This window comes from Shewanella ulleungensis, assembly GCF_014648315.1.
Taxonomy (GTDB): Bacteria; Pseudomonadota; Gammaproteobacteria; order Enterobacterales; family Shewanellaceae; genus Shewanella; species Shewanella ulleungensis.
The window spans coordinates 19907-46484 of sequence record NZ_BMQW01000002.1 but is presented as its reverse complement, the minus strand read 5'-3'; the positions used below and the strand labels follow the sequence as shown (position 1 = coordinate 46484).

Annotated in this window: 26 protein-coding genes and 1 pseudogene; 6 read left to right on the top strand and 21 right to left on the bottom strand. The window is 41.3% G+C overall.

What is annotated here, in order from left to right:
* Window positions 1-31 precede the first annotated feature (31 nt).
* Genes IEY40_RS03995 through nudF form a run of 4 tightly spaced genes read right to left on the bottom strand, consistent with a single transcriptional unit; the run spans window position 32 to window position 2614 of the window.
* The gene (locus IEY40_RS03995; RefSeq protein ID WP_188953607.1) at window positions 32-604 is read right to left on the bottom strand and encodes a YqiA/YcfP family alpha/beta fold hydrolase; all 573 of its coding nucleotides are present in this window, start codon (window positions 602-604) and stop codon (window positions 32-34) included.
* Between the two features lie 32 nt (window positions 605-636).
* On the bottom strand, window positions 637-1476 hold the full coding sequence (cpdA, locus tag IEY40_RS03990) for a 3',5'-cyclic-AMP phosphodiesterase (RefSeq protein ID WP_188953605.1): 840 nt from the start codon (window positions 1474-1476) through the stop codon (window positions 637-639).
* Window positions 1477-1510: 34 nt separating this feature from the next.
* Complete coding sequence (locus tag IEY40_RS03985; protein WP_188953604.1) at window positions 1511-1948, bottom strand: DUF1249 domain-containing protein; 438 nt, start codon at window positions 1946-1948, stop codon at window positions 1511-1513.
* Between the two features lie 39 nt (window positions 1949-1987).
* A complete protein-coding gene (gene nudF / locus IEY40_RS03980) occupies window positions 1988-2614 on the bottom strand; it encodes an ADP-ribose diphosphatase (RefSeq protein ID WP_188953602.1) in 627 nt (208 codons plus the stop codon).
* Between the two features lie 387 nt (window positions 2615-3001).
* Here nudF and tolC point away from each other — a divergent pair, with 387 nt between their 5' ends.
* On the top strand, window positions 3002-4297 hold the full coding sequence (gene tolC, locus IEY40_RS03975) for an outer membrane channel protein TolC (RefSeq protein ID WP_188953600.1): 1296 nt from the start codon (window positions 3002-3004) through the stop codon (window positions 4295-4297).
* A gap of 87 nt (window positions 4298-4384) precedes the next feature.
* Here the strand turns inward: tolC and IEY40_RS03970 are convergent, their stop codons facing one another.
* The 3 genes from IEY40_RS03970 to IEY40_RS03960 are packed head-to-tail and all read right to left on the bottom strand — an operon-like array spanning window position 4385 to window position 6594.
* A complete protein-coding gene (locus IEY40_RS03970; protein WP_188953598.1) occupies window positions 4385-5119 on the bottom strand; it encodes a TIGR04219 family outer membrane beta-barrel protein in 735 nt (244 codons plus the stop codon).
* Window positions 5120-5121: 2 nt separating this feature from the next.
* Window positions 5122-6093 carry a DUF2333 family protein gene (locus IEY40_RS03965; RefSeq protein ID WP_188953596.1) on the bottom strand — a complete coding sequence of 324 codons (972 nt, stop codon included), beginning with the start codon at window positions 6091-6093 and terminating at the stop codon, window positions 5122-5124.
* 12 nt (window positions 6094-6105) lie between these two features.
* Window positions 6106-6594, bottom strand: coding sequence for a copper chaperone PCu(A)C (locus IEY40_RS03960; RefSeq protein WP_188953594.1), 489 nt, complete (start codon window positions 6592-6594; stop codon window positions 6106-6108).
* 36 nt (window positions 6595-6630) lie between these two features.
* Between IEY40_RS03960 and IEY40_RS03955 the strand changes: the two genes are divergently transcribed.
* Entirely contained in the window at window positions 6631-7368 is a 738-nt protein-coding gene (locus tag IEY40_RS03955; protein ID WP_188953592.1) for an enoyl-CoA hydratase-related protein, read from the top strand.
* 64 nt (window positions 7369-7432) lie between these two features.
* Here IEY40_RS03955 and IEY40_RS03950 read toward each other — a convergent pair whose 3' ends face one another.
* From IEY40_RS03950 to dusA, 4 genes are all read right to left on the bottom strand, one after another.
* Window positions 7433-7633, bottom strand: coding sequence for a PspC domain-containing protein (locus IEY40_RS03950; protein ID WP_188953590.1), 201 nt, complete (start codon window positions 7631-7633; stop codon window positions 7433-7435).
* A gap of 126 nt (window positions 7634-7759) precedes the next feature.
* Window positions 7760-7891 (bottom strand): hypothetical protein, encoded by a 132-nt coding sequence (locus IEY40_RS20245; protein WP_268244194.1) that lies wholly within the window; start codon window positions 7889-7891, stop codon window positions 7760-7762.
* A complete protein-coding gene (locus tag IEY40_RS03945; protein ID WP_188953588.1) occupies window positions 7891-8208 on the bottom strand; it encodes a hypothetical protein in 318 nt (105 codons plus the stop codon). The genes IEY40_RS20245 and IEY40_RS03945 overlap by 1 nt, the downstream gene beginning before the upstream one ends.
* A 336-nt stretch (window positions 8209-8544) precedes the next feature.
* The gene (gene dusA, locus IEY40_RS03940; protein ID WP_188953586.1) at window positions 8545-9546 is read right to left on the bottom strand and encodes a tRNA dihydrouridine(20/20a) synthase DusA; all 1002 of its coding nucleotides are present in this window, start codon (window positions 9544-9546) and stop codon (window positions 8545-8547) included.
* Window positions 9547-10161: 615 nt separating this feature from the next.
* On the opposite strand from dusA, the gene IEY40_RS03935 reads away from it, so the two are divergent.
* Window positions 10162-10632 carry a chemotaxis protein CheX gene (locus IEY40_RS03935; RefSeq protein WP_188953584.1) on the top strand — a complete coding sequence of 157 codons (471 nt, stop codon included), beginning with the start codon at window positions 10162-10164 and terminating at the stop codon, window positions 10630-10632.
* A 143-nt stretch (window positions 10633-10775) separates the two neighbouring features.
* On the opposite strand, the gene alr is transcribed toward IEY40_RS03935, so the two are convergent.
* Both alr and dnaB read right to left on the bottom strand, forming a co-directional pair.
* Entirely contained in the window at window positions 10776-11894 is a 1119-nt protein-coding gene (alr, locus tag IEY40_RS03930) for an alanine racemase (protein ID WP_188953583.1), read from the bottom strand.
* A gap of 121 nt (window positions 11895-12015) precedes the next feature.
* On the bottom strand, window positions 12016-13422 hold the full coding sequence (gene dnaB, locus IEY40_RS03925; RefSeq protein ID WP_160052665.1) for a replicative DNA helicase: 1407 nt from the start codon (window positions 13420-13422) through the stop codon (window positions 12016-12018).
* Between the two features lie 130 nt (window positions 13423-13552).
* Between dnaB and IEY40_RS03920 the strand changes: the two are divergent.
* Window positions 13553-15742: pseudogene (locus IEY40_RS03920) on the top strand (S46 family peptidase); the annotation flags it as partial.
* 1259 nt (window positions 15743-17001) lie between these two features.
* Here IEY40_RS03920 and rplI read toward each other — a convergent pair.
* Genes rplI through rpsF form a run of 4 tightly spaced genes read right to left on the bottom strand, consistent with a single transcriptional unit; the run spans window position 17002 to window position 18443 of the window.
* Window positions 17002-17454, bottom strand: a complete 453-nt coding sequence (gene rplI / locus IEY40_RS03915; protein ID WP_188953579.1) for a 50S ribosomal protein L9 — start codon at window positions 17452-17454, stop codon at window positions 17002-17004.
* 42 nt (window positions 17455-17496) lie between these two features.
* A complete protein-coding gene (rpsR, locus tag IEY40_RS03910) occupies window positions 17497-17724 on the bottom strand; it encodes a 30S ribosomal protein S18 (protein WP_006083042.1) in 228 nt (75 codons plus the stop codon).
* A gap of 12 nt (window positions 17725-17736) precedes the next feature.
* A complete protein-coding gene (priB, locus tag IEY40_RS03905) occupies window positions 17737-18039 on the bottom strand; it encodes a primosomal replication protein N (protein WP_160052670.1) in 303 nt (100 codons plus the stop codon).
* Between the two features lie 8 nt (window positions 18040-18047).
* Entirely contained in the window at window positions 18048-18443 is a 396-nt protein-coding gene (gene rpsF / locus IEY40_RS03900) for a 30S ribosomal protein S6 (protein ID WP_188953577.1), read from the bottom strand.
* 215 nt (window positions 18444-18658) lie between these two features.
* Here rpsF and IEY40_RS03895 point away from each other — a divergent pair, with 215 nt between their 5' ends.
* Together IEY40_RS03895 and IEY40_RS03890 are read left to right on the top strand one after the other, a co-directional pair.
* The gene (locus tag IEY40_RS03895) at window positions 18659-19411 is read left to right on the top strand and encodes a DUF481 domain-containing protein (protein WP_188953575.1); all 753 of its coding nucleotides are present in this window, start codon (window positions 18659-18661) and stop codon (window positions 19409-19411) included.
* A 261-nt stretch (window positions 19412-19672) separates the two neighbouring features.
* A complete protein-coding gene (locus IEY40_RS03890) occupies window positions 19673-21103 on the top strand; it encodes an MFS transporter (RefSeq protein ID WP_188953573.1) in 1431 nt (476 codons plus the stop codon).
* A gap of 73 nt (window positions 21104-21176) precedes the next feature.
* On the opposite strand, the gene rlmB is transcribed toward IEY40_RS03890, so the two are convergent.
* From rlmB to IEY40_RS03870, 4 genes are all read right to left on the bottom strand, one after another.
* Window positions 21177-21920 (bottom strand): 23S rRNA (guanosine(2251)-2'-O)-methyltransferase RlmB, encoded by a 744-nt coding sequence (rlmB, locus tag IEY40_RS03885; protein ID WP_188953571.1) that lies wholly within the window; start codon window positions 21918-21920, stop codon window positions 21177-21179.
* Window positions 21921-21924: 4 nt separating this feature from the next.
* Complete coding sequence (gene rnr, locus IEY40_RS03880) at window positions 21925-24414, bottom strand: ribonuclease R (RefSeq protein WP_188953569.1); 2490 nt, start codon at window positions 24412-24414, stop codon at window positions 21925-21927.
* A 36-nt stretch (window positions 24415-24450) separates the two neighbouring features.
* A complete protein-coding gene (locus tag IEY40_RS03875) occupies window positions 24451-25068 on the bottom strand; it encodes a tetratricopeptide repeat protein (protein ID WP_188953567.1) in 618 nt (205 codons plus the stop codon).
* A gap of 147 nt (window positions 25069-25215) precedes the next feature.
* Window positions 25216-26511, bottom strand: coding sequence for an adenylosuccinate synthase (locus IEY40_RS03870; RefSeq protein ID WP_188953565.1), 1296 nt, complete (start codon window positions 26509-26511; stop codon window positions 25216-25218).
* Window positions 26512-26578: the final 67 nt, after the last annotated feature.

The following is a 26578-nucleotide window of genomic DNA, read 5'->3' as shown; positions in this document are numbered from 1 at the left end:
TCAAATTGATCATTATTTATAACGTAAAACGTTACAGCTGAATAAAATTACAAATTTTGTCTAATTGTTGTTCATAGCCGACAAAACTGTGATCGCCATTGGGCTCTAGATGTAATTCGCAGCTGTGGTACTTATGTAATGCTTGTCGATAATCTAACACTTCGTCGCCAGTTTGCAACAGCACTAGAAAACGATCAGGGTGTTGAATCACGTTAGTATCAAACAGCGCAACATCCTCTCGATGTTGAGGCAACACCTGATAATGTTCATTGGTATAGGGATTATATTGAGGCCCGATAAACTGTTCAAATAATTCGAAGGGTTTTACTGCAGGATTAACCAAAACAGCCTTACCGCCATAGGTTTCGGCTAAATAACTGGCAAAATAGCCACCCAAAGATGAACCAATAAAGCGTAATACTTGCCCTTGTCGCTTAGCTTGCTCGGTTAATTCACATAAAAGTGTCATCGCGGCGTGCGGTGAAGAAGGCAATTGCGGTTGATGAAAGGCGACGTTTGGGTAATGTTGATTTATATACTGAGCGGTTTGAACGGCCTTATCCGACTGCGGAGAACTATTAAAACCATGTATATAAAGCAGCATATTTCCTCGCGAGTCGGTAAATTACATCTTAATTAGTACCCACTCGCTTCATTATCTGGCGAAAAGCGATTTCCAGGCACACGGTAAACGTTAGTACGAATGCTACCATCGCCTGCCAACTCCAGCAAACGATAACCGGGTTGTACTTGGTCTAATGCAAAATAAGATGAAAGCGGTTTAAATTGAATACACGTAGAAGGTGTTGCCATTAATGGGATATCACCATGCGGTCCAACATGAACTTTATCGACTTGCTGATGAACATGACCCCATAATATGCCTTTGACTTGCGGATAGCGGCTGGTACGCGCTAAGAAGTCAGCACCATTCATCATGCAATGCTGATCAAGCCACGCGCATTCCATCATTATTGGATTATGATGCATCACTAACAGTACATGTTTGTTTGGGTGAGCTTTTATGGCCGCATCAATCAGTGCAAATTGTTGCTCGCCCATATAACCACCGGGTTTGCCACGCACTGTAGAGTCGAGCATTAAAATAATCCATGGGCCTACTACAATAAGCTGTTGACCAAAGACTCTCTCACCTTGCATACGCACGGCCATTAAACGAGGGTCATCATGGTTACCGGGTAAATAATGACAAGGAAGATTAAGCGCCTCAATTCTATCAACGAAATGTTGATAAGACTCAGGCGAATAATCTTGGCTGATATCACCCGTAGCAAGTAATAAATCAGCGGGATATTTGGTTGCCATAAACGTATTTAACACTGCTTGAAGACTATTTGTGGTGTTAACACCTAATAGCTGACCTTCAGGATCGGCAAATAGATGCGGATCAGTCACTTGGACTAATCGCACAGGTTCATTTTCAGCAACAGAATAATGTACTGCGTCTTTAAGCACTAAAGATCCCTAACACAATAAAATAGTAAATAAACTATGATTGGCAAGCCACTCTCCGAGCGCCAATCTTCAATAAATCTTCAAGGAATGCATTCACTTGAAATTTCTCATCGCTATGATGCATATGTATATTAGGATAATCATACACTGGCTTTAATCGATAAATCTGTTGGCTAGTTAACACTTCTGCTAATTGAGCATCATGGTAGATGCGTACAAGTGCTTTTGGGCATTTAAAAAAATGTCCATTTGGTATAGGGCGAGAAATTTCGACTAACTGGGTATATTTAGTGTTTTCTATAATATTGACTAACAACGTGCCAAATTCACCCTCAACCTGCCAAGGCTCATTAAGGCTAAACTGTTCTGGTAACCATTTTAAAATATGTGCGTAATTACGACCGCATACAGCCAAAAAAGTGCTGACATTCGGTTGATACTTTTGCTTTTTATTGTGGTTTGACACTGTCACTCAATCGTTCCTATCTGTAAATCTCTGTCTCTAATACGGTTAAAGTGTATTGCGGATCATTTGGTAGTTCAGCATTAACCACTGAATACCCAGTACTGTAGAGGCATTGTCAATACGGCCATCGTTGACCCAATCGTAGGCTTGCTGACGACTAACAACGTGCACACGGATATCTTCATCTTCATGATCTAATCCATGTACCCCTGATGCTTTAGTTGCATCAACGTGTCCCCAAAACAAATAAAATCGCTCAGTAGTACCGCCAGGACTGACTAAGTAACTGTTTATTGGTGTTAAACTTTGTAACGTTAAGCCAGCTTCTTCTGCCAATTCACGTGTTGCTACTTGCTCTGGTGATTCGCCGGGCTCAATCATACCCGCCACTAACTCAAGAAGCCAGATTGATTTAGTAGTTGCTAATGCTGGTAGGCGAATTTGTTCAATTAACACGACTTCGTCACGAATAGGGTCATAGGGAAGCACAACAACCGCATTACCACGTTCAAAAACTTCACGGGTAACTTCACCGCTCCAGCCACCTTTAAATAATTTATGTTTAAAGGTGTACTCATCTAATTGAAAAAAACCTTTATAAAGCACTTTTTTAGCTATCAGTTCAAAATCGGAATCGGCATTAAAAGTCGATGTACTAGGATGGTCAGACATAATGTTCCTTGTCGCTTAAACAAATGCTTATATAAGCGTATTTTAACAGGTTAAATTCACATAATTAATAACTAAACGACACACAGATTACTTACACAAACGGATTTAAATAAAATAAAATCTGTTACACTTCAAATTTGACTTGAAAAACAAAAAATCAATACTATTTAGAATGCATGGTAGATATAAAAATAGTGCACAATGCAATTGAGTATTGTGGAGTATTTTTACAACATTGAGCATTGAAAATATTGAGCACTAAGCTCCGACAGATTGCTACGTTAAGTTTGCTTTACTATCTACCTTAAACTTTACCGTGCGACATGACCAAATTAATCAGTTATTTAACACCTCAAATTGATGAGGCATTGTCTAAAAGGGCAGCAAATGAAATTCAAAATTGGTTCATTATACGCAGCATTAGCTTTTGCTATTGCCGCACCAGCAGCACAGGCCGACGATTTATTGCAAATTTATCAGCAAGCGCTGACTAGCGACCCTATCGTTTTACAAGCCAAAGCACAACGTGATGCGCTTTACGAAAGTATCGAGGAAAATCGTGCACCATTACTACCGACTATTAGTGCTAATGTCGGTTACGCAAAAGCATGGAACGATCCTGCAGATGACACCGACGGACTCATTGGCGGTGTTAGCTTAACCCAAGTGATATACGATCATAGTGCATGGGTTGGTTTAGATTTGGCTGAAATGGCGGCATCACAAGCCGATTCAGCTTATGCTTCAACCTTACAATCACTGATTACTCGTGTCACTAGTGCATACTTTGATGTATTAACGGCTAAAGATAACTATGAGTTCCAGGGTGCAGAAAAAGCTGCAATTGAACGCCAACTTGAGCAAACTAAGCAGCGCTTTGCTGTAGGCTTAACAGCCATTACTGACGTACATGAAGCGCAAGCACAATATGATCTAGCCTCTGCACTTGAAATCCTTGCGCAAAATACTCTAGACAACAGCTATGAAGCATTACGTGAAATTACAGGTATCGACCACAAGTCAATCAATGTACTAGACACCAACCGTTTCTCTGCGGGCTCTCCTGCACCTACATCATCAGCTGAATGGTTGAAAATGGCAGAGACCAACAGCATTGATTTAATGACTCAGCGTATTGCTAAAGATATCGCTAATGAAACTATTAGCTTGTACAAAGCCGGTCATATGCCGTCTTTGAACTTTAATGCGGGTTATAATAAAGGCATGGACCAAACTCCAGGTCCAGATTATGACAACACCAACATTGGTGTGACATTAAGCATTCCATTATTTGAAGGTTTTGCGGTTTCTTCACAAGTTAAGCAAGCGCAATTTGCTTATGTTGAAGCAAGCGAGTTGTTAGAACAAACTCACCGTAGTGTAACTAAAAATGTCCGTAATAACTTCAATAACGTTACCGCATCGATTAGCTCTATCAAAGCATATGAGCAATCAGTTATTTCATCTGAAAGTGCATTAAAAGCGACTCAAGCAGGTTTTGAGGTAGGTACTCGTACCATCGTTGACGTACTTAACCGTACTCGCGACTTATACGATTCAAAACGTCAGTTGTCTGAAGCGCGCTATGGCTACATTAACTCAATCCTAGCGCTAAAACAGGCTGCAGGGACGTTAAATGAAGATGACGTTATTGCAATTAACAACGGCTTGATTGCACAATAATCACTTTTTGTTAGCAATAAAAAAACCGCCGAAAGGCGGTTTTTTATTAGCAATAGTTTTTCATATTGACAAGATGATTGTTTCAACTTAGAAACGCAGTTCAACCCCAGCAAAAGCGCCTTTAAATTGAGTGTTTTGAGACACATCAGAAAAGTCACTTACATCAAAGTTAAAATCACGGTAGCCCACACGTACTAAGGTATCGACGGCTAGATTGTCAAATTGCCAACCTAAACCTACGCCGTAGTCGTAAACATTAGACTCATCAACACCGAACAATACGTCAGCAAAACCAAATAGACCTAAGCCAACCATGCCGACTTGCGCACTGGCATAACCCATAAAAATACCACTATCAATATCAACTTGCTCAGGATGACCCGAGTCAGCAACACGTAACGAGCCATTCATTTTCTTATAGGCGGCACCTAAATCAACCGACACTAAATCGTTGTCTAAAATTTCGTAATACAGCACAAAATCAGTGTTATTTAGCTCGTTGGTTACTGACACTTCACCTTCAAATGCATTACCATTGAACGTAAAATCGACATTATCTAAACCTGAACTTGATTCTAAACGGTTTTCACGAATTTTGACGTTAGGTACAAACGGGAAAGGATGCTCAACCGCAATCCAAACACTGCCCTGGGACGAGTCGTCAGAAAAACTGTGCGCGACACCATCGTCATCATTAAATGAGTTCGTGGTGTCTGCTAACCAATAATCAGCACCGACTTTAAAACCCACAACAGTTGCCGCATGTGCAGATGACATGCTTAATAACCCCACTACAGCGGTGGCAAGAAGAGTCTTTTTCATCATTATCCTTGAGAAATTAAGTTTGTTAAATCAATAACCGCAGCGTTAGCACGCGAGATATAATTCGCCATCACTAACGAGTGATTAGCCACTAAACCAAAACCGTTTCCATTGAGCACAATTGGGCTCCATACTGTCTGCTGAGTCGCTTCTAGTTCACGAATAATTTGACGTAAACTTACTTCAGCATTTTTCTTTTCTAACACATCAGCAAAATCAACTTCAATCGCGCGCATAAAGTTCAGTAATGCCCATGCAGAACCGCGGCTTTCATAAAATACATCATCAATTTTCCACCAGCTCGTTTTAATTTCGCTACTAGATGCACCTGGGGTTGATTGACGAGCAGAACTATCGCCTGCTAGATCAGTATTCAAACGTTCTTGACCAACACTCGCTGATAAACGCTGTGACATACTGCCTAAACGCTTTTGCACTTCTTTAAGCCATTCGTTTAGGTTGTCGGCACGAGCATAAAACTGCGCGTTATTGTTGTTTGGGTCACTAATCTTAGCACGGTAAAGCTTCAGTAATTTGACCGCCTCACGGTATTCACCCTCAGCACTAGGGACAAGCCAGCTGGTGTTTTCGATATTCAACTTAGAATGCGCAGCGAGCAGGTCGTTATCAGCAGTCGATTGAGACTGTGAGCGGCTAAACTCTTTACGCATAATTAATGCTAAATCACGTACTTGCTCTAACGCACCAAATTCAAATGCTGGCATGTTATCCATCATCAATGACGGTGGCATAACATCATTTGATAACCATCCACCAGGTTTATCTAGCAAAGCTTCCATGGTTAAAATTAATGAGCTTGTTGTACTGTAACCGATAATTTTTTTGGCATTATCCGTTTGCGCAGAAACCGGTTTGATTGGATCGGGCTCAATACTCCACCAAACACTCACAAAATAAAGTACTAAAGAAAGTACTCCAACCACGCCTAATATTTTATTCCTTGTAAATTGCATCAATATCACTCCTTAATGATGGTGATGATGGTCAGCTTGCTCACCTTCTTGAGGAGCAGCCTGCTTTAAGACAGGTAACTCAATCATAAGTTGCTGACCATCTTCAAAAATTAATTCTAATGGTACTTTATCATCAACTACTAATGGGGCTGTTAACGACAATAACATGACATGGTCGCCAGTAGGTTGCAGTGTTAACGAGCCATGAGACGGTATTGAAAAACCGTCAACTTGGCGCATTTTCACCATGCCATTTTCTTCAATGATCGTATGTAACTGTGCTTCTTTAGCTGCGCGAGTATTGACCGCAACTAACTTCACTGCGTTTGCTGTATGGTTTTCTAGCGTAAAATAAGCTGCAGTATTTGGCACACTCGCAGGCATAGCTCTGACATGTCCATCAACAAGAACAATGCTAGCAGATGCCGCGAATGACAATGATGATAACACTAAAAAGTTAAACAGGTGTTTGAATATTACTTTCAATGTCTTAAACTCCATGTAAACCACACTCGCATTCACTATAGGAAATCACGAATGAGTTATATTCAGGTAAGAGATGATCAAGGCGTACGTATCATAGGTTTTAATCGTCCAGAAAAACGTAATGCCTTCAATCTAGAAATGTATCAACAGCTAACAGAATACCTGATCCAAGGTGAAGCCGACAACGACATTCGTGCCTTTATGTTTCATGGTACTCATGACTGCTTTACTTCTGGTAATGATATCGTAGATTTTCTGCAAAGTGGTGCATTAGATGATAATCATCCAACGGTTAAATTCTTGTTTTGTTTACTGGATCTGAAAAAGCCAGTCGTGGCTGCAGTAACAGGAGCCGCAGTCGGGATCGGTACTACTTTATTGCTGCATTGTGACTTAGTGTATGCCGACAATAAAGCGAAGTTCCAAATGCCTTTTGTCAATTTAGCCTTAGTACCAGAAGCGGCTTCAAGTATATTGTTGCCACTGATCGTTGGCCAACACAAAGCCGCTGAATTAATTTTATTAGGTGACGCATTTGATGCTGAAACAGCTGCAAAATTAAATTTGATTAATCGTGTGGTTGCCGCAGATGAATTAATTAGTTTCAGTCTAGCCCAAGCAAAAAAATTGGCGGCTCAACCACCTTTGTCTATGCAAGCATCAAAACAATTGTTACGTCATAATCAGGCTCAAGTAAAAGCTCAAATGAAATTAGAACTCGTGCAGTTTGCCAAGCGTTTACAAAGTGATGAGGCTAAACATCGTTTTAAAGCCTTTTTAAATAAATAACCATCAATCAGAGCGCGGGGTTAATTACTCCGCTCACCCCATACAACTTAACAAGGGGTGAACATTAAAAGCGTGAAGTTTTTTGGCTCATCACTACAGCCACAATAAAGTACGCAGCTAAGCTAATGCTCGGATTAGTTACAACTAAGCCAATGGTCACAATACGAGTCCATAATAGCGACCAACCGTATTGCTTTGCTAAGTTAGCCGATACACCACACACAATCCGTGCTTCATCTTGTAATCGACTGATTAAACGATTCATATTTTTATCTCCTGCAACATTGCCTATTGGCACATTGATATTCTGTATTGGTTTTATTGACCACTTTCATCATTTGCGTATGGCTAATAAAAGACTTCTCTTACTGCTATCTCTTAAGCTTGGTCATTAATATCTGGCCATATCAGCCCGCTGACTCACACAGCCGACTAACGTAGCAAACAATGCAAAACTGATTACCGGCATTAATAGCAACAACATTAACGGCAGCACCAAGCCTATATTTAACACCCAATCCATTACTTGTTCTCTGCAGTTTGGCCTGCAATTGCCGTTTTGTTCAATTCAGGTTCAGCAAATGTAACTTCTGCAAAGCTTGAGTTGATTTCAAAAACTTGCTGTGCAATTTGAGTCTGCACAGACAACATAAACTCATGCTTAGCTGTTGAAATCATTTCTTGGCTTGCTTGAGTGATATTTTGCTCAAGTGCATTAAGAGTATTATTTACCGAAATCTCATCTGCTTGAGCCGATACACTTGCAGTAGCCAGTACAACAGCAGCAATAGATAATTGAACAGTACGACGAACTAATTTATTTGAAGTTAATGTAAACATGATGGCATCCTTTCTTGTGTTGGTTAATGGCAACTAAACACCCGTCTAGTTGATTACACTAAAGGTATTACAATCTACGTGCCAACTTTAAAAACACAACAAAAACCATTGAAAAATAAGTACTTTCACATTTAAAGCCAAATATAAAAGATAAAAGCGTCGAGAGCAAAAAACCAACAGATAGTAAAAATAACCACCAAGTTGGCGAAAATGACTAGTACATTTAATCAACAAGAAATGTAAAAGAGAAAACAATATTAATGACGAATAATCGAAAGCAAAAAGCGCCTAAATAAAGGCGCTTTTAAAGGAGAGTTGAGCAAATGGGTAATCGAATTAAGCCTGTGACTCTGCTAATGCTTGGGTATCCACAAATTCAGCTGCATTTAGCACTACATTAATATCAGCGTTAGGTTTATGGGCATTTTCACTTAAATGACGACGCCAACCACGAGAACCTGGCAACCCTTGGAATAAACCAATCATATGACGGGTAATATGGTTTAAACGACCACCTTGGGTTAAATGTGCCTCAATGTAGGGGATCATCTGCTCAATTACTTGTTCGCGCGTAATAATAGGACTATCAAGGCCACACAATTGTTGATCTACCAACGCCAAAATATATGGATTTTGGTACGCTTCACGACCAACCATCACACCGTCTAACTGCGTTAAATGTAACTTTGCTTCTTCAAGTGTTTTAATTCCGCCATTAATACTAATATTCAGCTGCGGATAGTCACGCTTTAATTGATACACACGCTCATAATCCAACGGAGGAATTTCACGATTCTCTTTTGGGCTTAGCCCCTGTAACCATGCTTTGCGTGCATGAATCGTAAAAGCAGTACACCCTTTAGCATTTACTGTCTCGATAAAATCGGTTAAAAATTGATAACTATCTTGCTCATCAATACCAATACGGGTTTTGACGGTAATAGGGATATCAGTAGCCTGCTTCATAGCATCAACACACTCTGCAACTAATGAAGGTTCGGCCATTAAGCAAGCCCCAAAACGACCATTTTGAACTCGATCTGACGGACACCCTACGTTAAGATTGACTTCATCATAACCGCGATCAGCAGCCAATTTGGCACATGCGGCTAAATCTACAGGATTTGACCCGCCCAATTGTAAGGCTAATGGATGCTCAGCAGTGTTATAGGCTAAGTAATCGCCCTTACCTTGTAATATCGCACCAGTTGTCACCATTTCAGTATAAAGTAGCGCCTTAGCAGACATTAACCGCGCAAAGTAACGATAGTGACGATCAGTCCAATCCAGCATCGGCGCGATTGAAAAAGTACGATCGAGGGTATCTGTTGAGGTCATTATCTTAGGCGTTGTATTCACTGAATTATTTTACTCGTAATTTGGGTTGTTTTTACACGTTTTTAATTGCATGGGGAAACCTTAAAGGCACCATAAAGTATTGAGCTACAGTATATAGAGCATCGGTGAATGAGCCCTAATCCTTTGATGTGAGATTATACACAGGACAACGATTCTTTACCAAAGCGATAAACACACAAACCTTAATGGAGCAGATTAATTAACATAAACCAAGTGCTGATAATGTCATTTCAGCCCAAAAACCTTAATTAGATATTCTTCTGATAAGGATGTGTTTATCATCTCAGCAACGACTTATAATCTTGGTTTGCTCGTTCTCACTTTCAATAGATGAACATGGAACTGACAGGTCTTTACAACATTAAATCCCTGTATAAAAATTGCTTTTACGAGCAATGTCTCTTTCAATTTCATTTTTGTGTTCTAAGCTTTAACGTGTATTTAACTTTACTGATATAGTGTGTATTCACTTGAATTAGCCTAAATATTGTTCGGTGCATATTTAACCTAATATGCAGATATAATACCGGGTAAACACCGATAATTAACATTAAACTGATTTAGTATTTTTAATCTAGAAGGACATCTTTGCCTATGAACGTTGAATTCATTAACCCATTTCTTGTTTCTTTGATCAATGTAATCTCAACTATGGCGACAATGGATCTTAAACCCGGTAAACCCCAACTAAAAAATCATGATCTTGCTAAAGGCGATGTATCTGGCTTGATTGGTATGGTGGGACCTAAAACCCGTGGCTCGCTGTCTATTACTTTTGAGCAAAGCTTAATTCTTGAAATTATGAATAAAATGCTAGGTGAAAAACCTAATATCATCAATGATGAAGTCACTGATTTAGTTGGTGAAATCACCAACATGGTGACTGGCGGTGCTAAGAATCTACTAAGTGAAAAAGGTTATGATTTTGATATGGCAACACCTGCTGTGGTGTCAGGTAAAAACCATACTATTTCTCACAAAGCACGTGGCAAAAAAATTATGATGCCTTTTACGCATGAGCACGGTAATGCTTTTATTGAAATTTGTTTTGAAGATGCTAAATAACGCCAACTAGCCCACGTCCAGCTTAAGTATTGTATTAACACATACACCTTAAAGAACGCATAAAAACGCCCAACTATTGCTATAAGTTGGGCATTTTTTATAACATTTATGTGCTTATTTACGCTAAAAACAACAATCAACAGCTAATCGAGCAACTCAACCAACACTCTTGGGGTTAATTTAGTCACTAGCTCGTATGCAATAGTGCCAATATGCTCAGCAACTTCTTCAACTGCCAATGCTTTACCCCATAATTGTACGCTGTCACCTACTTTATCTTGAGCATCAGCACCAAGGTCTACCGTTAACATGTCCATAGACACGCGGCCAACAATTGGCACTCTACGGCCATTAATCCAAACGGGTGTGCCTTCTGGGGCATTACGTGGGTAGCCATCACCATAGCCAATTGCAACGACACCCAATCGAGTATCTTGCTTGGCGGTCCAAGATGCACCGTAGCCAACGCTGTCACCGGCCTTGTGCTCACGCACTGCAATAATATTAGACACTAACTCCATTGCCGGAATAAGCCGATGATTTGTGCCTTTATCGCCAACAACAGGAGATACACCATAAAGGGCGATCCCAGGTCTAATCCAATCTGCCTGGCTCGATGGCCAAAATAATGTACCTGCTGAATTAGCCAAAGTACGATCACCGTCTAAACCACTTATGAGCTCTTCAAACGCATTCATTTGTGTTTGCGTCATCTTGTTATCTGGCTCATCTGCGCAGGCAAAATGAGTCATTAAGTGAATAGGCTTAGCCACCTGTGGACATTGCAATAAACGTTGATAAATACTGTCAAATTGATCCAGCGTAAAACCAATGCGATGCATGCCAGTATCAATTTTTATCCACACGGTTACCGGTTTATCAAGCTTAATTGTCTCAAGCATTTGCAACTGTGATTCGTGATGAACCACAGTATCAATATTATGAGTGACCAGTATTGGCAAGTCGGATTGACGAAAAAAGCCTTCCAATAATAGAAGTTTACCTTCAACACCGCCTGCTCGCAGCTGCAATGCTTCTTCAAGTCTTGCTAAACCAAAACCATCTGCACCACCATGATATTTGCCAACGCTTTCGACAAAATTCAATATACCGACGCTTTCGGCCACATTTAACAAACCATGGCCATAACCATTGGCTTTTACAACCGCCATAATTTTACTTTTAGGGGCGATAAGACGCAGCTGCGCCAAATTACTTTGTAATGCGCAACGGCTGATTTCTGCACGAGGAAACGGTTTCAATAGGGAGCCTTATTTAAACAATAAAAACATGACGCTGGTTACGAGTAAAATAAAATATTATATCGCTAACTGAAGATCGTAAATAACCGCGAAGTAAAATTAAATATTTGATAATCAATAATTAATCTTCTTCAAACTGAGGCCCTGCATAGTTATCAAATCGTGAGAATTGCCCTTGGAATACTAACCGCACACGACCAATAGGGCCATTACGCTGCTTACCAATAATGATTTCAGCAGTGCCTTTATCTTCAGAGTTGTCGTTATACACTTCATCGCGATAAATAAACATAATTAAGTCGGCATCCTGCTCAATCGCGCCAGATTCACGTAAGTCTGAGTTAACAGGACGTTTATCTGCACGTTGCTCTAACGAGCGGTTAAGCTGTGAAAGTGCAATAACTGGAATTTCGAGCTCTTTTGCTAATGCTTTTAACGAGCGCGAGATTTCTGAAATCTCTAACGTACGGTTATCTTTTAATGATGGCACCTGCATTAACTGTAAATAATCGATCATTATCATCGACAAACCGCCATGCTCTCGGGCAATACGTCTAGCGCGACTGCGCACTTCGGTTGGGGTTAATCCTGAACCATCATCGATGTACATTTTACCTTGTTCAAGCATAATCCCCATGGTTGATGACACACGCGCCCAATCCTCGTCATCCAATTGACCTGTACGGATTTTTGTTTGATCAACACGGCCAAGTGAAGCCAGCATACGCATCATAATTTGTTCTGACGGCATCTCGAGACTGAAAATAAGCACAGGCTTATCTTCATTCATTGCGGCTTGTTCACACAAGTTCATCGCAAAAGTGGTTTTACCCATAGATGGACGAGCCGCAACAATGATTAAATCGCCCGCTTGGAAACCAGCAGTCATTTTGTCTAAATCGCCAAAACCACTTGATACGCCAGTGACACCATTATGTGGGTTGTTGTAAAGCTGTTCGATTTTATCGACGGTTTTTTCAAGAATACTTTTGATGTTTTCAGGGCCTTCATTAGCGTTTGTACGCATTTCGGCAATTTTGAAAACTTTGCTTTCGGCTAAATCTAACAACGCACTTGAATCTCGACCTTCTGGGTTATAACCGGCATCAGCAATTTCATGTGCTACCCCAATCATATCCCGAACAACGGCTCGTTCACGCACGATATCAGCATAAGATAAAATATTACCGGCACTAGGGGTGTTTTTAGCGATTTCGCCTAAATAAGCAAAACCGCCAGCGTCGTCTAATTGGTCTTCTATTTCGAGCTGCTCAGATACGGTAATTAAGTCGAGCGGCTGCCCAGACTCCATTAACTTTTGCATCGCATTAAAAATCATTCGATGTGAGCGAGAATAAAAATCTTCAGGCACAACCGCTTCAGAAACACGGTCCCACGCTTCAGCATCGAGCATCAAGCCGCCCAAAACGGACTGTTCAGCCTCAATCGAATGTGGAGGCAGTTTTAATGCATTTACTTCTGCATCTTTTTGCCTATTTCTGGCTTTAAAAGCACCTTGTTGTGACATTAACGCTCCCAATTTACAACGACTTTATAAAATATGGTATAACACCGTGTCTAAGCTTAAATTGCTGTCATTTAGAATGAAAACGACACCTCAGTCAACGGTTAATAAATTATTAATTTAAGGAAAATACATGCGTATCGCACTTGTTGCAGCATTAATGCTGACATCCTGTTTTGCTTATGCTGATGAAGGACAGTGGCAGCCTTACCAGATGCTGTCTATTGCCGACAAATTACAACAACGTGGCATTGATATTCCTGCATCTCAGCTTGCAGATTTAGGACAATACCCAATGAACGCCGTCGTTAGCTTGGGCTATTGTACCGCCAGTTTTGTATCGCCCCAAGGCCTAGTTGTCACAAACCATCATTGTGCCTATCGTGGTATCCAATATAACAGCAAAAAAGAACATAATTATTTGGCAAATGGCTTTCTAGCGCACACCCAAGCAGAAGAGCCATCGGCGGGGCCGAATGAACGCCTTTATATTACTGAAGAAGTGACCGACGTCACGGAAAAAGTGCTCGCTAATTTAAGTGATGAACCGTTAACCCGTTTCGAACAGATCCAAACTAATAGCAAAGCATTAGTGAAAGAATGTGAAATCGACAGTAACTACCGCTGCGAAGTCGATGACTTTCACCATGGCCTCGAGTATTACCTCACAAAAAAACTGATTATTCGCGATGTACGGTTAGTTTATGCCCCGCCAGAAACGGTCGGTGGGTTTGGTGGCGACATCGACAATTACGAATACCCACGCCATTCAGGTGATTTTACCTTTTTACGCGCTTATGTCGGTAAAGACGGTAAGCCAGCTACGTTTAATAAAGATAATGTGCCATATCAACCTAAAAGCTACCTAAAAATTAACGCCGACGGCGTTAAAGCTGGTGACGGTATTTTTGTAGCTGGTTACCCAGGCTCAACCAGCCGTTATAACCTTACCAGTGAATTGCAATTTGCCAGCGATTGGATTTACCCTACTTACGCTAAACGCTATCAATTACAAATTGATACCATCAACTTTATGGGTGCGATTGATAAAGACATAGCCTTAAAATATGCCGGTACGATGGCATCAATGGCCAATCGCATGAAAAAGTTCAATGGCCTATTAGACGGATTTAATGCAACCGATATTGTCGGTATTAAACAACAACGTGAAAATGACTTTTTAGCCTGGTTAAAAAAAGACCCTACCGCCAACCAAGATTTGATTAGCAATCTTGAAGCATTACTTGCTGAACAACACGAACAATCACAAACAAATTACTTCTTTAAAAATGCCCAATCAAGCGAAATGCTCAATACCGCAAGTAAGCTTTATCGCTTAGCAAAAGAAAGAAAGAAACCCAACGACAAACGCGAACCAGGATATCAGCTTAGAGACATGAAAATGTTTAAAGCAGCGCTAAGACGTATTGATAGCAGCTTCGATCCTGCTGTTGATAAAACGCTCTGGTTACAAGATTTACAAGCGTATGTAAGACAGCCGCTGAGAAATGAAGTGTTTGATAGCGCACTAAGTATTACCGACAACTTTGAAGCCCTAGAAATTAAAGTTGAAGCCTTGTATGCATTAACAGAGCTCACAGACCAAACCAAGCGTCTTGCTTGGATGAAAAAAACAGCCTTAGATTTTGAAACCAGTGAAGATCCATTTATCCGCTTAGCTGTTGCAATCTACGACACCAATATGGCGTTAGAGAAACGTGAAAAAATACTCGACGGTAAGCTCTCATCTGCACGCCCTGAATACATGAAAGCTATTATTGACTATTACAAGTCTAATAATTGGCCGGTTTACCCAGATGCAAACCGAACCTTACGTATCACTTATGGCATGGTTGATGGTTATCTGTCTAAAGATGCCACCTATAAACAACCTTTTACCCGCTTAGAAGGGTTAATGGCAAAGCACACCGGTAAAGAACCTTATAATGTTCCAGCTAAATTATTGGCCGCCATTAAATCAGGTGATTTAGGTGATCATCGTGTCACATCTGTATATAAGCAACAGAGCAGCTGTCAGTTTATGTCGTGTTTAGACAAACCAGCAGATTTCAACTCTGTGCCGGTTAACTTTTTATCCAGCGCAGACACTACCGGTGGTAACTCAGGTTCGCCAGTATTTAATGGTAGAGGTGAATTGGTCGGGCTTAACTTCGACTCAACCTACGAAGCCATCACTAAAGACTGGTTCTTTAACCCAACCATCACCCGCGCGGTTCACGTCGACATTCGTTACATACTATGGATGATGGACAAAGTAGACCACGCAGATAACTTAATTAAAGAATTAGCACTTACAAGAAACTCAGACATACCAGATGTGACGACTACGACCACTATCATTGCGACAGAAATGATAACGGAAACACCAATTGAAGCTTCACTAGAAGCTCAAACCGAAAACACAATAGAAGAGCCTACCGGCGAGCCAACTGAAAATGCTATCGAAGCACTAACTGAAGTTGCTATCGACACATCAACTGAAGCAGCAGCCAAAGCGCCAACTGAAGCAGCAGCCAAAGCGACAACTGAAGCAGCAGCCGAAGCGACAACTGAAGCAGCAGCCGAAGCGACAACTGAAGCAGCAGCCGAAGCGACAACTAAAGCAGCAGCCGAAGCGACAACTGAAGCAGCAGCCGAAGCGACAACTAAAACAGTAGCCGAAGCGACAACTAAAACAGTAGCCGAAGCGACAACTAAAACAGTAGCCGAAGCGACAACTAAAACAGTAGCCGAAGCGACAACTAAAACAGTAGCCGAAGCGACAACTAAAACAGTAGCCGAAGCGACAACTAAAACAGTAGCCGAAGCGACAACTAAAACAGTAGCCGAAGCGACAACTAAAACAGTAGCCGAAGCGACAACTGAAGCAGCAGCCGAAGCGACAACTGAAGCAGCAGCCGAAGCGACAACTGAAGCAGCAGCCGAAGCGACAACTGAAGCGACAACTGAAGCAGTTACCGAAGCGAAAACTGAAGTTGCAGCCGAAGCGCCAAAAAAAGTCGTTACTAACAAAGCCGTTAATGTCACATCAGATACTTCATCTACAACCGACATTTCTACAGAAAAAATTACTGAAGAGCTAACTACAGTAGAAACCGAAATATCTAATGAAGTAACAGTTGAATCCTTAACTGGTAATACGACTGAAGCCACAGCTCAAGCGGACAAACAAAAGAAAGCTGATACCGAAATATCTACAAGCAATTTAAAGTTAAAAGCAAAACTTAAAGTTGAAGAAGATAAAGTATCGAACCAAGCGGTAAATGATGCTGAAGAAAAGCAATTATCAGAAGTCGAATGATCGATAAACAATCTATATGGAATGAGCATCGCAAGGTGTTCATTTCAATAAAAAGTATAGCCATACCGTGAAAATCACTTTATTGAAGCGATAAAAGATTGAAGGAAATAATTGTTAGTTTTTCTACACTAAAGCCTATTAACAATGGCATCGTAGGCGTTAAAAAACTAAACATAGCAATTCTGACATTGAATAGTATAAAAATCGCCCATAAAAAAACACCGCCCTGAGGCGGTGTTCTTTTATGGAGCTAAAGGTAATTAAGCTTCTGCAACAACAGAAACTTTAACTACTGCTTTAACTTCTGCGTGTACTTGTACTTCAACTTCGAAGTCACCAGTAGTGCGTAAAGCACCTAAAGGTAAACGGACTTCAGATTTAGCAAGTTCAACGCCAGCTGCAGTAACTGCATCAGCGATATCACGGTTGCCAACTGAACCGAATAATTTACCTTCATCACCTGCTTTAGAAACAATAACAACTGATTCTAATGCAGTTAATTTTTCAGCACGTGCAGTCGCAGTAGCTAATTCAGCAGCTAATTTAGCTTCTAATTCAGCACGACGAGCTTCAAATACTTCAGTGTTTGCTGCGTTTGCTACAACCGCTTTACCATATGGTAAAAGGAAGTTACGAGCATAACCAGCTTTAACAGAAACTTGGTCGCCTAAGCTACCTAAGTTTGCAACTTTATCTAGCAGAATAACGTTCATTATCAAATCCTCTTTATTCGATTAGGAATTAATACTGCAATATTACTGATGTAAATCAGTATATGGCAGTAGAGAAAGATAACGAGCACGCTTGATAGCGCGAGCTAGTTGGCGTTGGTATTTAGCACTAGTACCAGTGATACGGCTAGGAACAATCTTGCCGCTTTCAGTGATGTAGTTCTTTAAAGTAACGATATCTTTGTAATCAATCTCTGCAACACCTTCAGCGGTGAAACGGCAGAACTTGCGACGACGGAAATAACGTGCCATTTTGACAGTCTCCTAAGTTTTCAATTCGACATTTTCAGCATGCAAAACTAAACGGTTTTGACCATTTCGTCCTTGTTGTAGTGAAAGAAACCCTTCTACTTCAACTTGCACACCTGCTTGTAATTTATCTGTTACGCTATTAAAGCGTGGACCACTTAAAATCACCTGTATAATGCAGTATACGTTTCGTAATAACTCTGCTTCATAGCGTTGTGATTTATGCTCTACCGTAATAACCGTATGGTTTATCCCGCTAGGGCTGTTTAATCGTTTAGTTCGGGTAACCGTACCAAACAAGGTTAAGTGGTTATTCACAGAATAAATTATTCAGCGTTTTCTTCAGCGCTTTCTTCTTCATTGCTACGGTCATCAGAAGGTGAACGACGTGAATCACGTTCGTCTCTTGCTTTAGCCATAGGAGAAGCTTCAGTAACGGCAACTTTAGTGCGCATTACCATGTTACGCAGAACAGCGTCGTTGAAACGGAAAGCTGTTTCTAACTCTTCGATAGACTCTGCAGATGCTTCTACGTTCAAAAGAACATAGTGAGCTTTATGTAGGTCTTGAATTGGGTATGCCAATTGACGACGGCCCCAATCTTCTAAACGGTGAATTGTACCGTTAGCAGCGGTGATAACACCGGTGTAACGCTCAATCATACCTGGGACTTGTTCACTTTGATCTGGGTGAACCATAAATACGATTTCGTAATGACGCATTTATTGCTCCTTACGGTTAAGTAGCCTCTTTTCTGGCTCAGTCAGACCAATGTGGAGGCAAGGAACGAATTAAAGTGACTGATTTGAGCGCGCGATAATACATAAACATAGACTGAAACTCAAGTAATAACTCTCTTTTCAGCAAACTTGATTGCAGGTATGATGTCGGCAGTCAAAAACCTTGCGTTTACGCCATCACAGAATAAAGCAATTTAATGATGACCATAAAAAATTTAGTTACTACATGCTTCCTCTTCTTATTGTCTGCTCCAGCATGGGCTTTAGTTCCACCTGATTATCAAGAACCGACGACGAGTTTTAATGCCGAGGTTGAAGCTGGTTTACAACTAAACAGCGGTAACAACGAAACTAAAAACTTCAACGGCCGTACTTATTTAACTTATGACACGTTAAAAACAAAGCAAGAGGCGACAGTCAAAGCTTACTATGCAGCCGATGGTAGTGAGTCGACCGCAGAAAAGTATGAACTGTTTTTACAGTCAAACTATAAGTTAGACCGAGGTTATGTATTCGGCCGTGGCGAATTTACTTGGAACGAATTTGGCTCATATACTCGTATTACCACTATATCAAGCGGTTATGGTTTTGATTTAATTAAAAACAACAAAACTAAACTCAGCCTTGAAGCTGGCCCCGGTTATCGTTACGACCAACCCCAAGCGAGTACCGAAGAGCCTTTTCCAGATGAAAATCGTGATGTCATTATCCGTTCAGCAGCAAAATACACAGTAAAATTGCAAGAATATACCAGCTTTAATGCCGACGTGACTGCCGAAACCGGTTTAGACAACAATACGTTAACCCTTGATATGAGCTATAAAAATACCTTTATTCAAGATTGGGCATTTAAAATTGGCATGAACATCAAGTACACTGAGGTGGTCCCAGAAGACAGTAAAAATACCGATACAGTGACGACTTTCAACTTGTTATATACGTTTCAATAATTATTTAACCTAACCTGAGAAAAGGGATGAGTTAACGACATTGAAAATCAATACGTTAACTTAAACTCATTTTCAAGCTTGTCATTTTTACTAACAAGGCTAATTGACGCATCAATAGCTAACGCCGTTAGTAGGACAAAGGGATGTTTAAAGGCGTCTATTAACCCACACTCAGGTTATTTAGTTTAATTAAAATGAAGCGAAACAAGCCATTCATTTAGTAAGCTGCATAGGCTTTACTGAAACTATCGAGGCGCAGTTATGGACAGCCCGCTACGCAGTTTTGCATCATTATATAGCACCACTTTTTTGATGGTGCTCGCTGCTGGTTTACTCACCACTTATTTAGGCTTAAGCCTAACGAATATGAATGTGCCTCAAATATGGATAGGCGGCATGATGTCTGCCTACTATGTTGGCCTAGTCTGTGGGTCTAAAGTGGGCCATAAACTGATAGCACAAGTGGGCCATATTCGTGCTTTTGTCGCCTGTGCCGGAATTGTTACAGCTTCTGCGTTGGGCCACGCACTGATTGACAACTTAACCGTATGGTTAATATTACGTCTTGCTGTCGGCATGGGAATGATGTGCCAATATATGGTTTTAGAAAGCTGGTTAAACGAGCAAGCAGAAACCAACCAGCGCGGCACCGTATTTGCTAGCTATATGATTGTCTCTTATCTTGGATTAATGGCGGGTCAGGGAGCAATTAGTTTATATCCTGATCTGGGCATTGAACCACTGTTGTTAATCGCTATTTGTTTTGCACTGTGTATTGTACCGATTTCTATCACTCGCAGGATCCACCCAGAGCCACTGACGCCAGCGCCATTAAAAATGGGCCATTTTTGGCAACGTGCACCACAAGCATTATCAACGATTGCATTGGGAAGCATGATCGTCGGTTGTTTTTATGGTCTTGCTCCCTCTTATGCCACCTCAAAAGGGATCGATCCTGAACATGTCGCGATGTATATGTCTTGCACTATTTTTGCAGGCCTATTAGCACAATGGCCAATGGGTAAATTGTCGGATATTATTTCGCGCAGCCTACTGATTAGAATTAATTGTGGGTTACTTGGCGTGCTCGTATTAATTATTACCATAGTGCCGTTTCATTCAGTTTACTCGCTCATACTCACCAGCTTGTTTGGCATACTGGCCTTTACTCTATATCCATTAGCGACTGCATTAGCCAACTCTCGGGTAGAACAACACGAGCGAGTCGGTTTATCTGCCACCATATTGGTGACCTTTGGTATTGGTGCCAGTATTGGCCCATTACTCGCATCTGGGCTCATGCAGGTACTCGGAGATCAAATGCTCTATGGTTTTATGGCAATATGTTCATTTACCTTATTAGCAAGGTTAATGTGGGTTAATCTTCGTCAGAAAGCAGAACAACACTCCACAGGTGATTATGTGATGGCAGGCGGTGACCTAGTCAGCTCACCACTAGCAGCATCTCTGGATCCAAGGGTTAATATTGAAATGGTTAACGAACAGATGATTTATCCAGCTGATGATGCCTTTGATAGACTCGACGATATCATTGACGATGAGCAAGATGACGCAGAAGATCAACCGGACTATAACGCTGCTTATGCCAATACAATGGATGACGAAAATGACCACATTGATAAAGAAGATATTGATGATGAAGACGTTGATAACGAGATGAGTCGACGATAGCATTCAAACATAAAAAGTATTCAAGCATAAAAAAACGGCGATTATTATCGCCGTTTTTATTTGCACAAATTGCTTAAACGCCTAAACGTTGCCTTACTGCTTCAAATAAACAAATGCCTGTTGCAACAGACACGTTAAGGCTTGATACACTGCCAGACATTGGGATAGATACTAATGAATCGCAGCTTTCGCGTGATAAGCGGCGTAAACCTTTATCTTCTGCCCCCATAGCAATCGCTAATGGGCCTTTTAAATCAGCTTGATAAACATTGCCATCAGCCTCACCTGCAGTCCCTACAATCCACACACCTTTATCTTGAAGATGGCGCATAGTGCGAGCTAAGTTAGTCACCTGAAATAACGGAATTATTTCAGCCGCACCGCAAGCCACTTTGCTCACGGTAGAGGTAAGCCCTACTGAATTGTCTTTAGGCACGATAACAGCATGTACACCGGCTGCATCGGCGTTACGTAAGCACGCACCTAAATTATGCGGATCGGTTACACCGTCTAATATCAATAAAAACGGTACGTCAGTTTTATCTAATAACGCGTCTAAATCATTTTCAGTTAATGGTTTAGTCGCTTTAACACGAGCCACAATTCCCTGATGTTGTGAGCTACCGGCTTTTTCATCTAACACTTTACGAGCTGCACGTTGTAACGTAGTACCAAACTCTGAAGCGGTTTGAATTAATGGCATTAAACGCTCGTCATCACGGCCTTGTAATAACCACAATTCAATGACTCTCTCTGGGCTATTTGCTAATAAGGCTTGAACGGCATGAATGCCAAAAATGGTATCTTGTTTTTTCATTTAATTACTTTCTCTTGCTGCGCTTGGCAGGGGTTTTCTTAACACTAGCATTTGAGTTGGCAACATCAGCCTTTTTTTCACCGGCAGTCGATTTCTTAGCAATTGCAGGTTTTGCTGCTGGCGACGAAGCCTTGCCACTTGAGCGACGTTTACTGGTTTTAGGTTTATCTGACTTGGTTTTGTCAGATTTAGGCTTATCTGATTTAGCAACAGGTTTACCTCGAGCTAATTTAGCCCCTTCAGCATTGACACGTTGGCGAGCCGTTGTGGGCTTGCTGCCTTTACGCGCAGTTTTACCCGCACCTTTACTGTTGTCACCTACCATTAATAAATCAATTTGGCGGTCGTCTAAATTTACTGCGGCAACTTTAACCGTGACTTCGTCACCGACTTGATAGACTTGGCGAGTATTCTCACCAATTAATCGTTGACGCATTTGGTCAAATTGGTAGTAATCACTGGCTAGACTTGAAATATGCACTAATCCATCAATAAATAACTCATTTAGACGGACAAATAAGCCAAAGCTCGTGACCGATGCGATAACGGCTTCAAAGGTATCGCCAACATGGTCTTGCATGTATTCGCACTTCAACCAATCACTGACATCACGAGTTGCTTCATCAGCTCGGCGCTCAGTTGTTGAACACTCTTCCCCTAAAAGATCTAGCTCTTCAATCTGGTAGAGATAACCGCCGTCTTGAGTCCACTTATCACTCACCTCGCCTTGCTCTTTTGCGAGTAAATATTTAATCACCCGGTGCAAAATCAAATCAGGATAGCGACGAATAGGCGAGGTAAAATGCGAATAAGCTTCTAACGCTAAACCAAAGTGGCCTTCATTATCAGGACTATAGATAGCCTGGCGCATTGATCGCAGTAACATCACTTGAATGAGTTCAAAGTCTGGGCGATCTGCAATTTTCAACATGATATTTTGGTAATCAGTGGGCGTAGGCTCTAAACCACCATCCATGCTTAACCCGCGCTCAGCTAAAAACTCTTTAAAGTTTGCTAGTTTTTGTTCAGATGGCGCTTCATGTACACGATATAGCACTTCACCTTTATGCTTTTTAACAAACTTAGCAGAGGCTACGTTGGCTAAAATCATGCACTCTTCAATGATTTTATGTGCTTGGTTACGACCTCTTGGCACAATCTTATCAATTTTACGATTTTCATTGAAAATGAACTGTGTTTCCAATGTTTCAAACGCAATTGCGCCACGTTCGGCTCTGCGTTCATCTAGGGTTAAATACAACGATTGTAAGCACAATAAATGCGGGAATAACGCTTCGTGCTCAGGTGCAATCGAGCCGCCTTCAAGCATGTCGGCAACTTGAGTGTAGGTAAAACGTGCATGCGAGTGCATAACCGCTGGATAAAACTTAGTACCAGAAAGCTTGCCCGCGGCAGAAATGGTCATCTCTGCGACCATACATAGACGGTCTACATGCGGTTTTAAAGAACATAAACCGTTAGATATTTTCTCTGGCAACATTGGAATAACTTGCGATGGGAAATACACCGAGTTACCACGTGAACGTGCTTCTACATCCAGTGCAGAATCGGTTCTAACATAATGACTGACATCTGCAATCGCGACCCATAAACGCCAGCCACCACTTGGTTTAGCTTCAGCGTATACAGCATCGTCAAAGTCACGCGCATCTTCACCGTCAATCGTCACAAGCGGTAAATGACGTAAATCAACACGACCGAGTTTATCTTCTTCAGTGACTTCGTCAGGAATACGTTTTAACTTTTTCTCGATAATTGCGGACCAAGTATGCGGTAAGTCGTAATTACGCAATGCAATTTCGATTTCCATACCTGGCGCCATGGTTTTACCCAGTACTTCAGTCACTTTTGCAGCAGCTTTAACAAAACGCCCGGGACGACGGGTTAGTTCAACCACAACAACATCGCCAGCTCTAGCACCATTACGGTCGTTGTTATCGATTAAAATTTCTTGAGTAATACGGCGGTCATCAGCAACAACGAAACCCATACCACCATCAACATGGTAACGGCCAACGAGTGCAGCAGTTCGCTCTTGTACTAAGCGCACAATGCGTGCTTCCCGACGCCCACGGCGATCAGTACCTGCTTTTTGAGCCAATACTTTATCACCATGAAAATACATCAGCATGTCACGGTTATTTATAAATAAGTCATCGCCACCCTCGTCTGGCTTGAAAAAACCAAAGCCATCACGATGTCCAATGACACTACCAGACAACAAATCCATGCGCTCAGGTAGGCCGTAACTTTGGCCTCGAGTAAATACCAATTGACCGTCTCGTTCCATAGCACGCAAGCGACGACGAAGGGCCTCTAATGGCTCTTCTTCGGTTATTTTTAATGCTTCAGCTATTTTGTCACGGGTAACAGGAGACTTTTGCGCGCGCAAGTATTCTAAAATATACTCGCGGCTAGGAATAGGGTTGTCGTACTTGTCTTGCTCTCTCTCAAAATGAGGATCGTTGATCATTCAATTTCCAAATAATTTGCTCCATACTGTGGAGCCTTAACGTTTGTACAGCTGAGACTGCTGAGCCCTGGCCACTACACTGGCAGGCATTTTTGCAGCTAACATCTGCAATAAAGACGAAGCCTTTTTCTGTTCGGCATCGTTATCAAATATACTGTTATACAACCAGTGATAACCCATTTCATAATCGGTCGGGCTACCATAACCTTCGCCAAATAAACGAACTAACATCATTTTAGCGTTTAAATTACCATTTGCCGCTGCTGGCAATATATATTGCACTGCGCGATTAGGATCTTTCACTACTAGTTTACCGCGATAATAGTAATCCGCCAATTTTACCATGGCTTCTGAGCTACCCTGCTCTGCTGATGTTTGTAATAACATCATACCGCGCGACGGGTGCGCCTTTACGCAAACGCCATTAATCAACATTTCACCCCATAAAAATTGATATAAGGGTTGTTGTAAGACTTCTGCTCGAGCCTCAATATCTTGCACTAATTGGCAATCATCTGCTTTAACACGTTGTAAATACTGGTTCGATTGGATAAGTGATATCAGTTGTTGATCGCTATAAATATCGACAGCCTCAGTTAATGCAAATGCATTGGTCGAGATTAGGCTAAAAAGGACTAAAGATATACGCAACATAAGGATTCTCAATAACACAATGATGACTTATCCATCGGCAGTATAGCGTATTTCTTGAGTGTTTCCCCTCAGAGAAAAGGCGCGACATGATCAATACTAATTTAACTGTACTTATAAAAAAGGCCGCTTATCGCGGCCTCTTAATCTTTACTTGAACGGATTAACCAAAATCATGGTTTCATTTCGGTCCGGACCAGTAGAGATAATATCAACAGGCGTTTCTAAAAGCTCTTCGATACGCTTGATATAATTAATTGCCGCTTCAGGCAACTGTTCAATTGAAGTAGCACCATAAGTGACTTCGCTCCAACCAGGCATAGTTTCGTAAATTGGTGTCACTAGCTCATAACCTTCAGCAGCTAAAGGAGTAACCTTTGATACTGTTCCGTCAGGATATTCATAGCCAACACAAATTTTAACTTCTTTTAGGCCGTCTAAAACGTCCAATTTAGTTAAACAGAAACCGCTTACGCTGTTAATTTGAACTGCACGGCGCATTGCCACTGCATCTAACCAACCAGGACGACGTTTACGACCGGTAGTTGCTCCAAACTCTTGACCTTTTTCACCGATATAATCACCGATTTCATTAGCAAGTTCTGTTGGGAACGGGCCAGCACCTACGCGAGTAGTATAAGCTTTCATAATACCAAGCACATAATCTAAGTGACGAGGTCCAAAACCAGAACCAGTCGCTACACCACCTGCTGTAGTATTTGATGAAGTTACAAATGGATATGTTCCATGGTCGATATCCAATAATGTACCTTGTGCGCCTTCAAATAAGATTGGCTCACCCGCTTTACGCGCAACATCTAACATTTCTGTGACGTCAGTACACATGCTCTTCAGATAATCAGCAATTGCTAATGCATCATCAAGTGTTTGTTGGTAATCAACTGCTTCAGCTTGGTAGTACTCAGTTAGCATAAAGTTATGATATTTCATGACTTCTTGTAACTTAGTCGCAAAAAGCTCTGCGTTAAACAAATCACCGATACGTAAACCGCGACGAGATACTTTGTCTTCATATGCAGGACCAATACCGCGACCTGTTGTACCAATGGCTTTATTACCACGCGCTTTTTCGCGAGCGATATCAAGTGCACAATGGAATGGAAGAATAAGCGGACACGCTTCAGAAATAAGTAAACGCTCTTCTACTGGTACACCGCGGCCTTTCAGCATGTTGATTTCTTTCATCAACGCATCAGGAGCGACAACCACACCATTACCGATAATGCATTTTACGTTATCACGTAAAATCCCTGACGGAATAAGATGAAGAACGGTTTTTTCACCATCAATTACCAAAGTATGACCGGCATTGTGACCGCCTTGGTAACGAACTACGTATTTTGCCTGTTCTGTTAAAAGGTCGACAATCTTACCTTTGCCTTCGTCACCCCATTGAGTGCCGAGTACGACTACATTTTTGCCCATTATTAGCTGCAACGTCTTGTGGTATAAAATAGAATTTTAACAGATTTTAGGGGGTTATAGGCAAGTG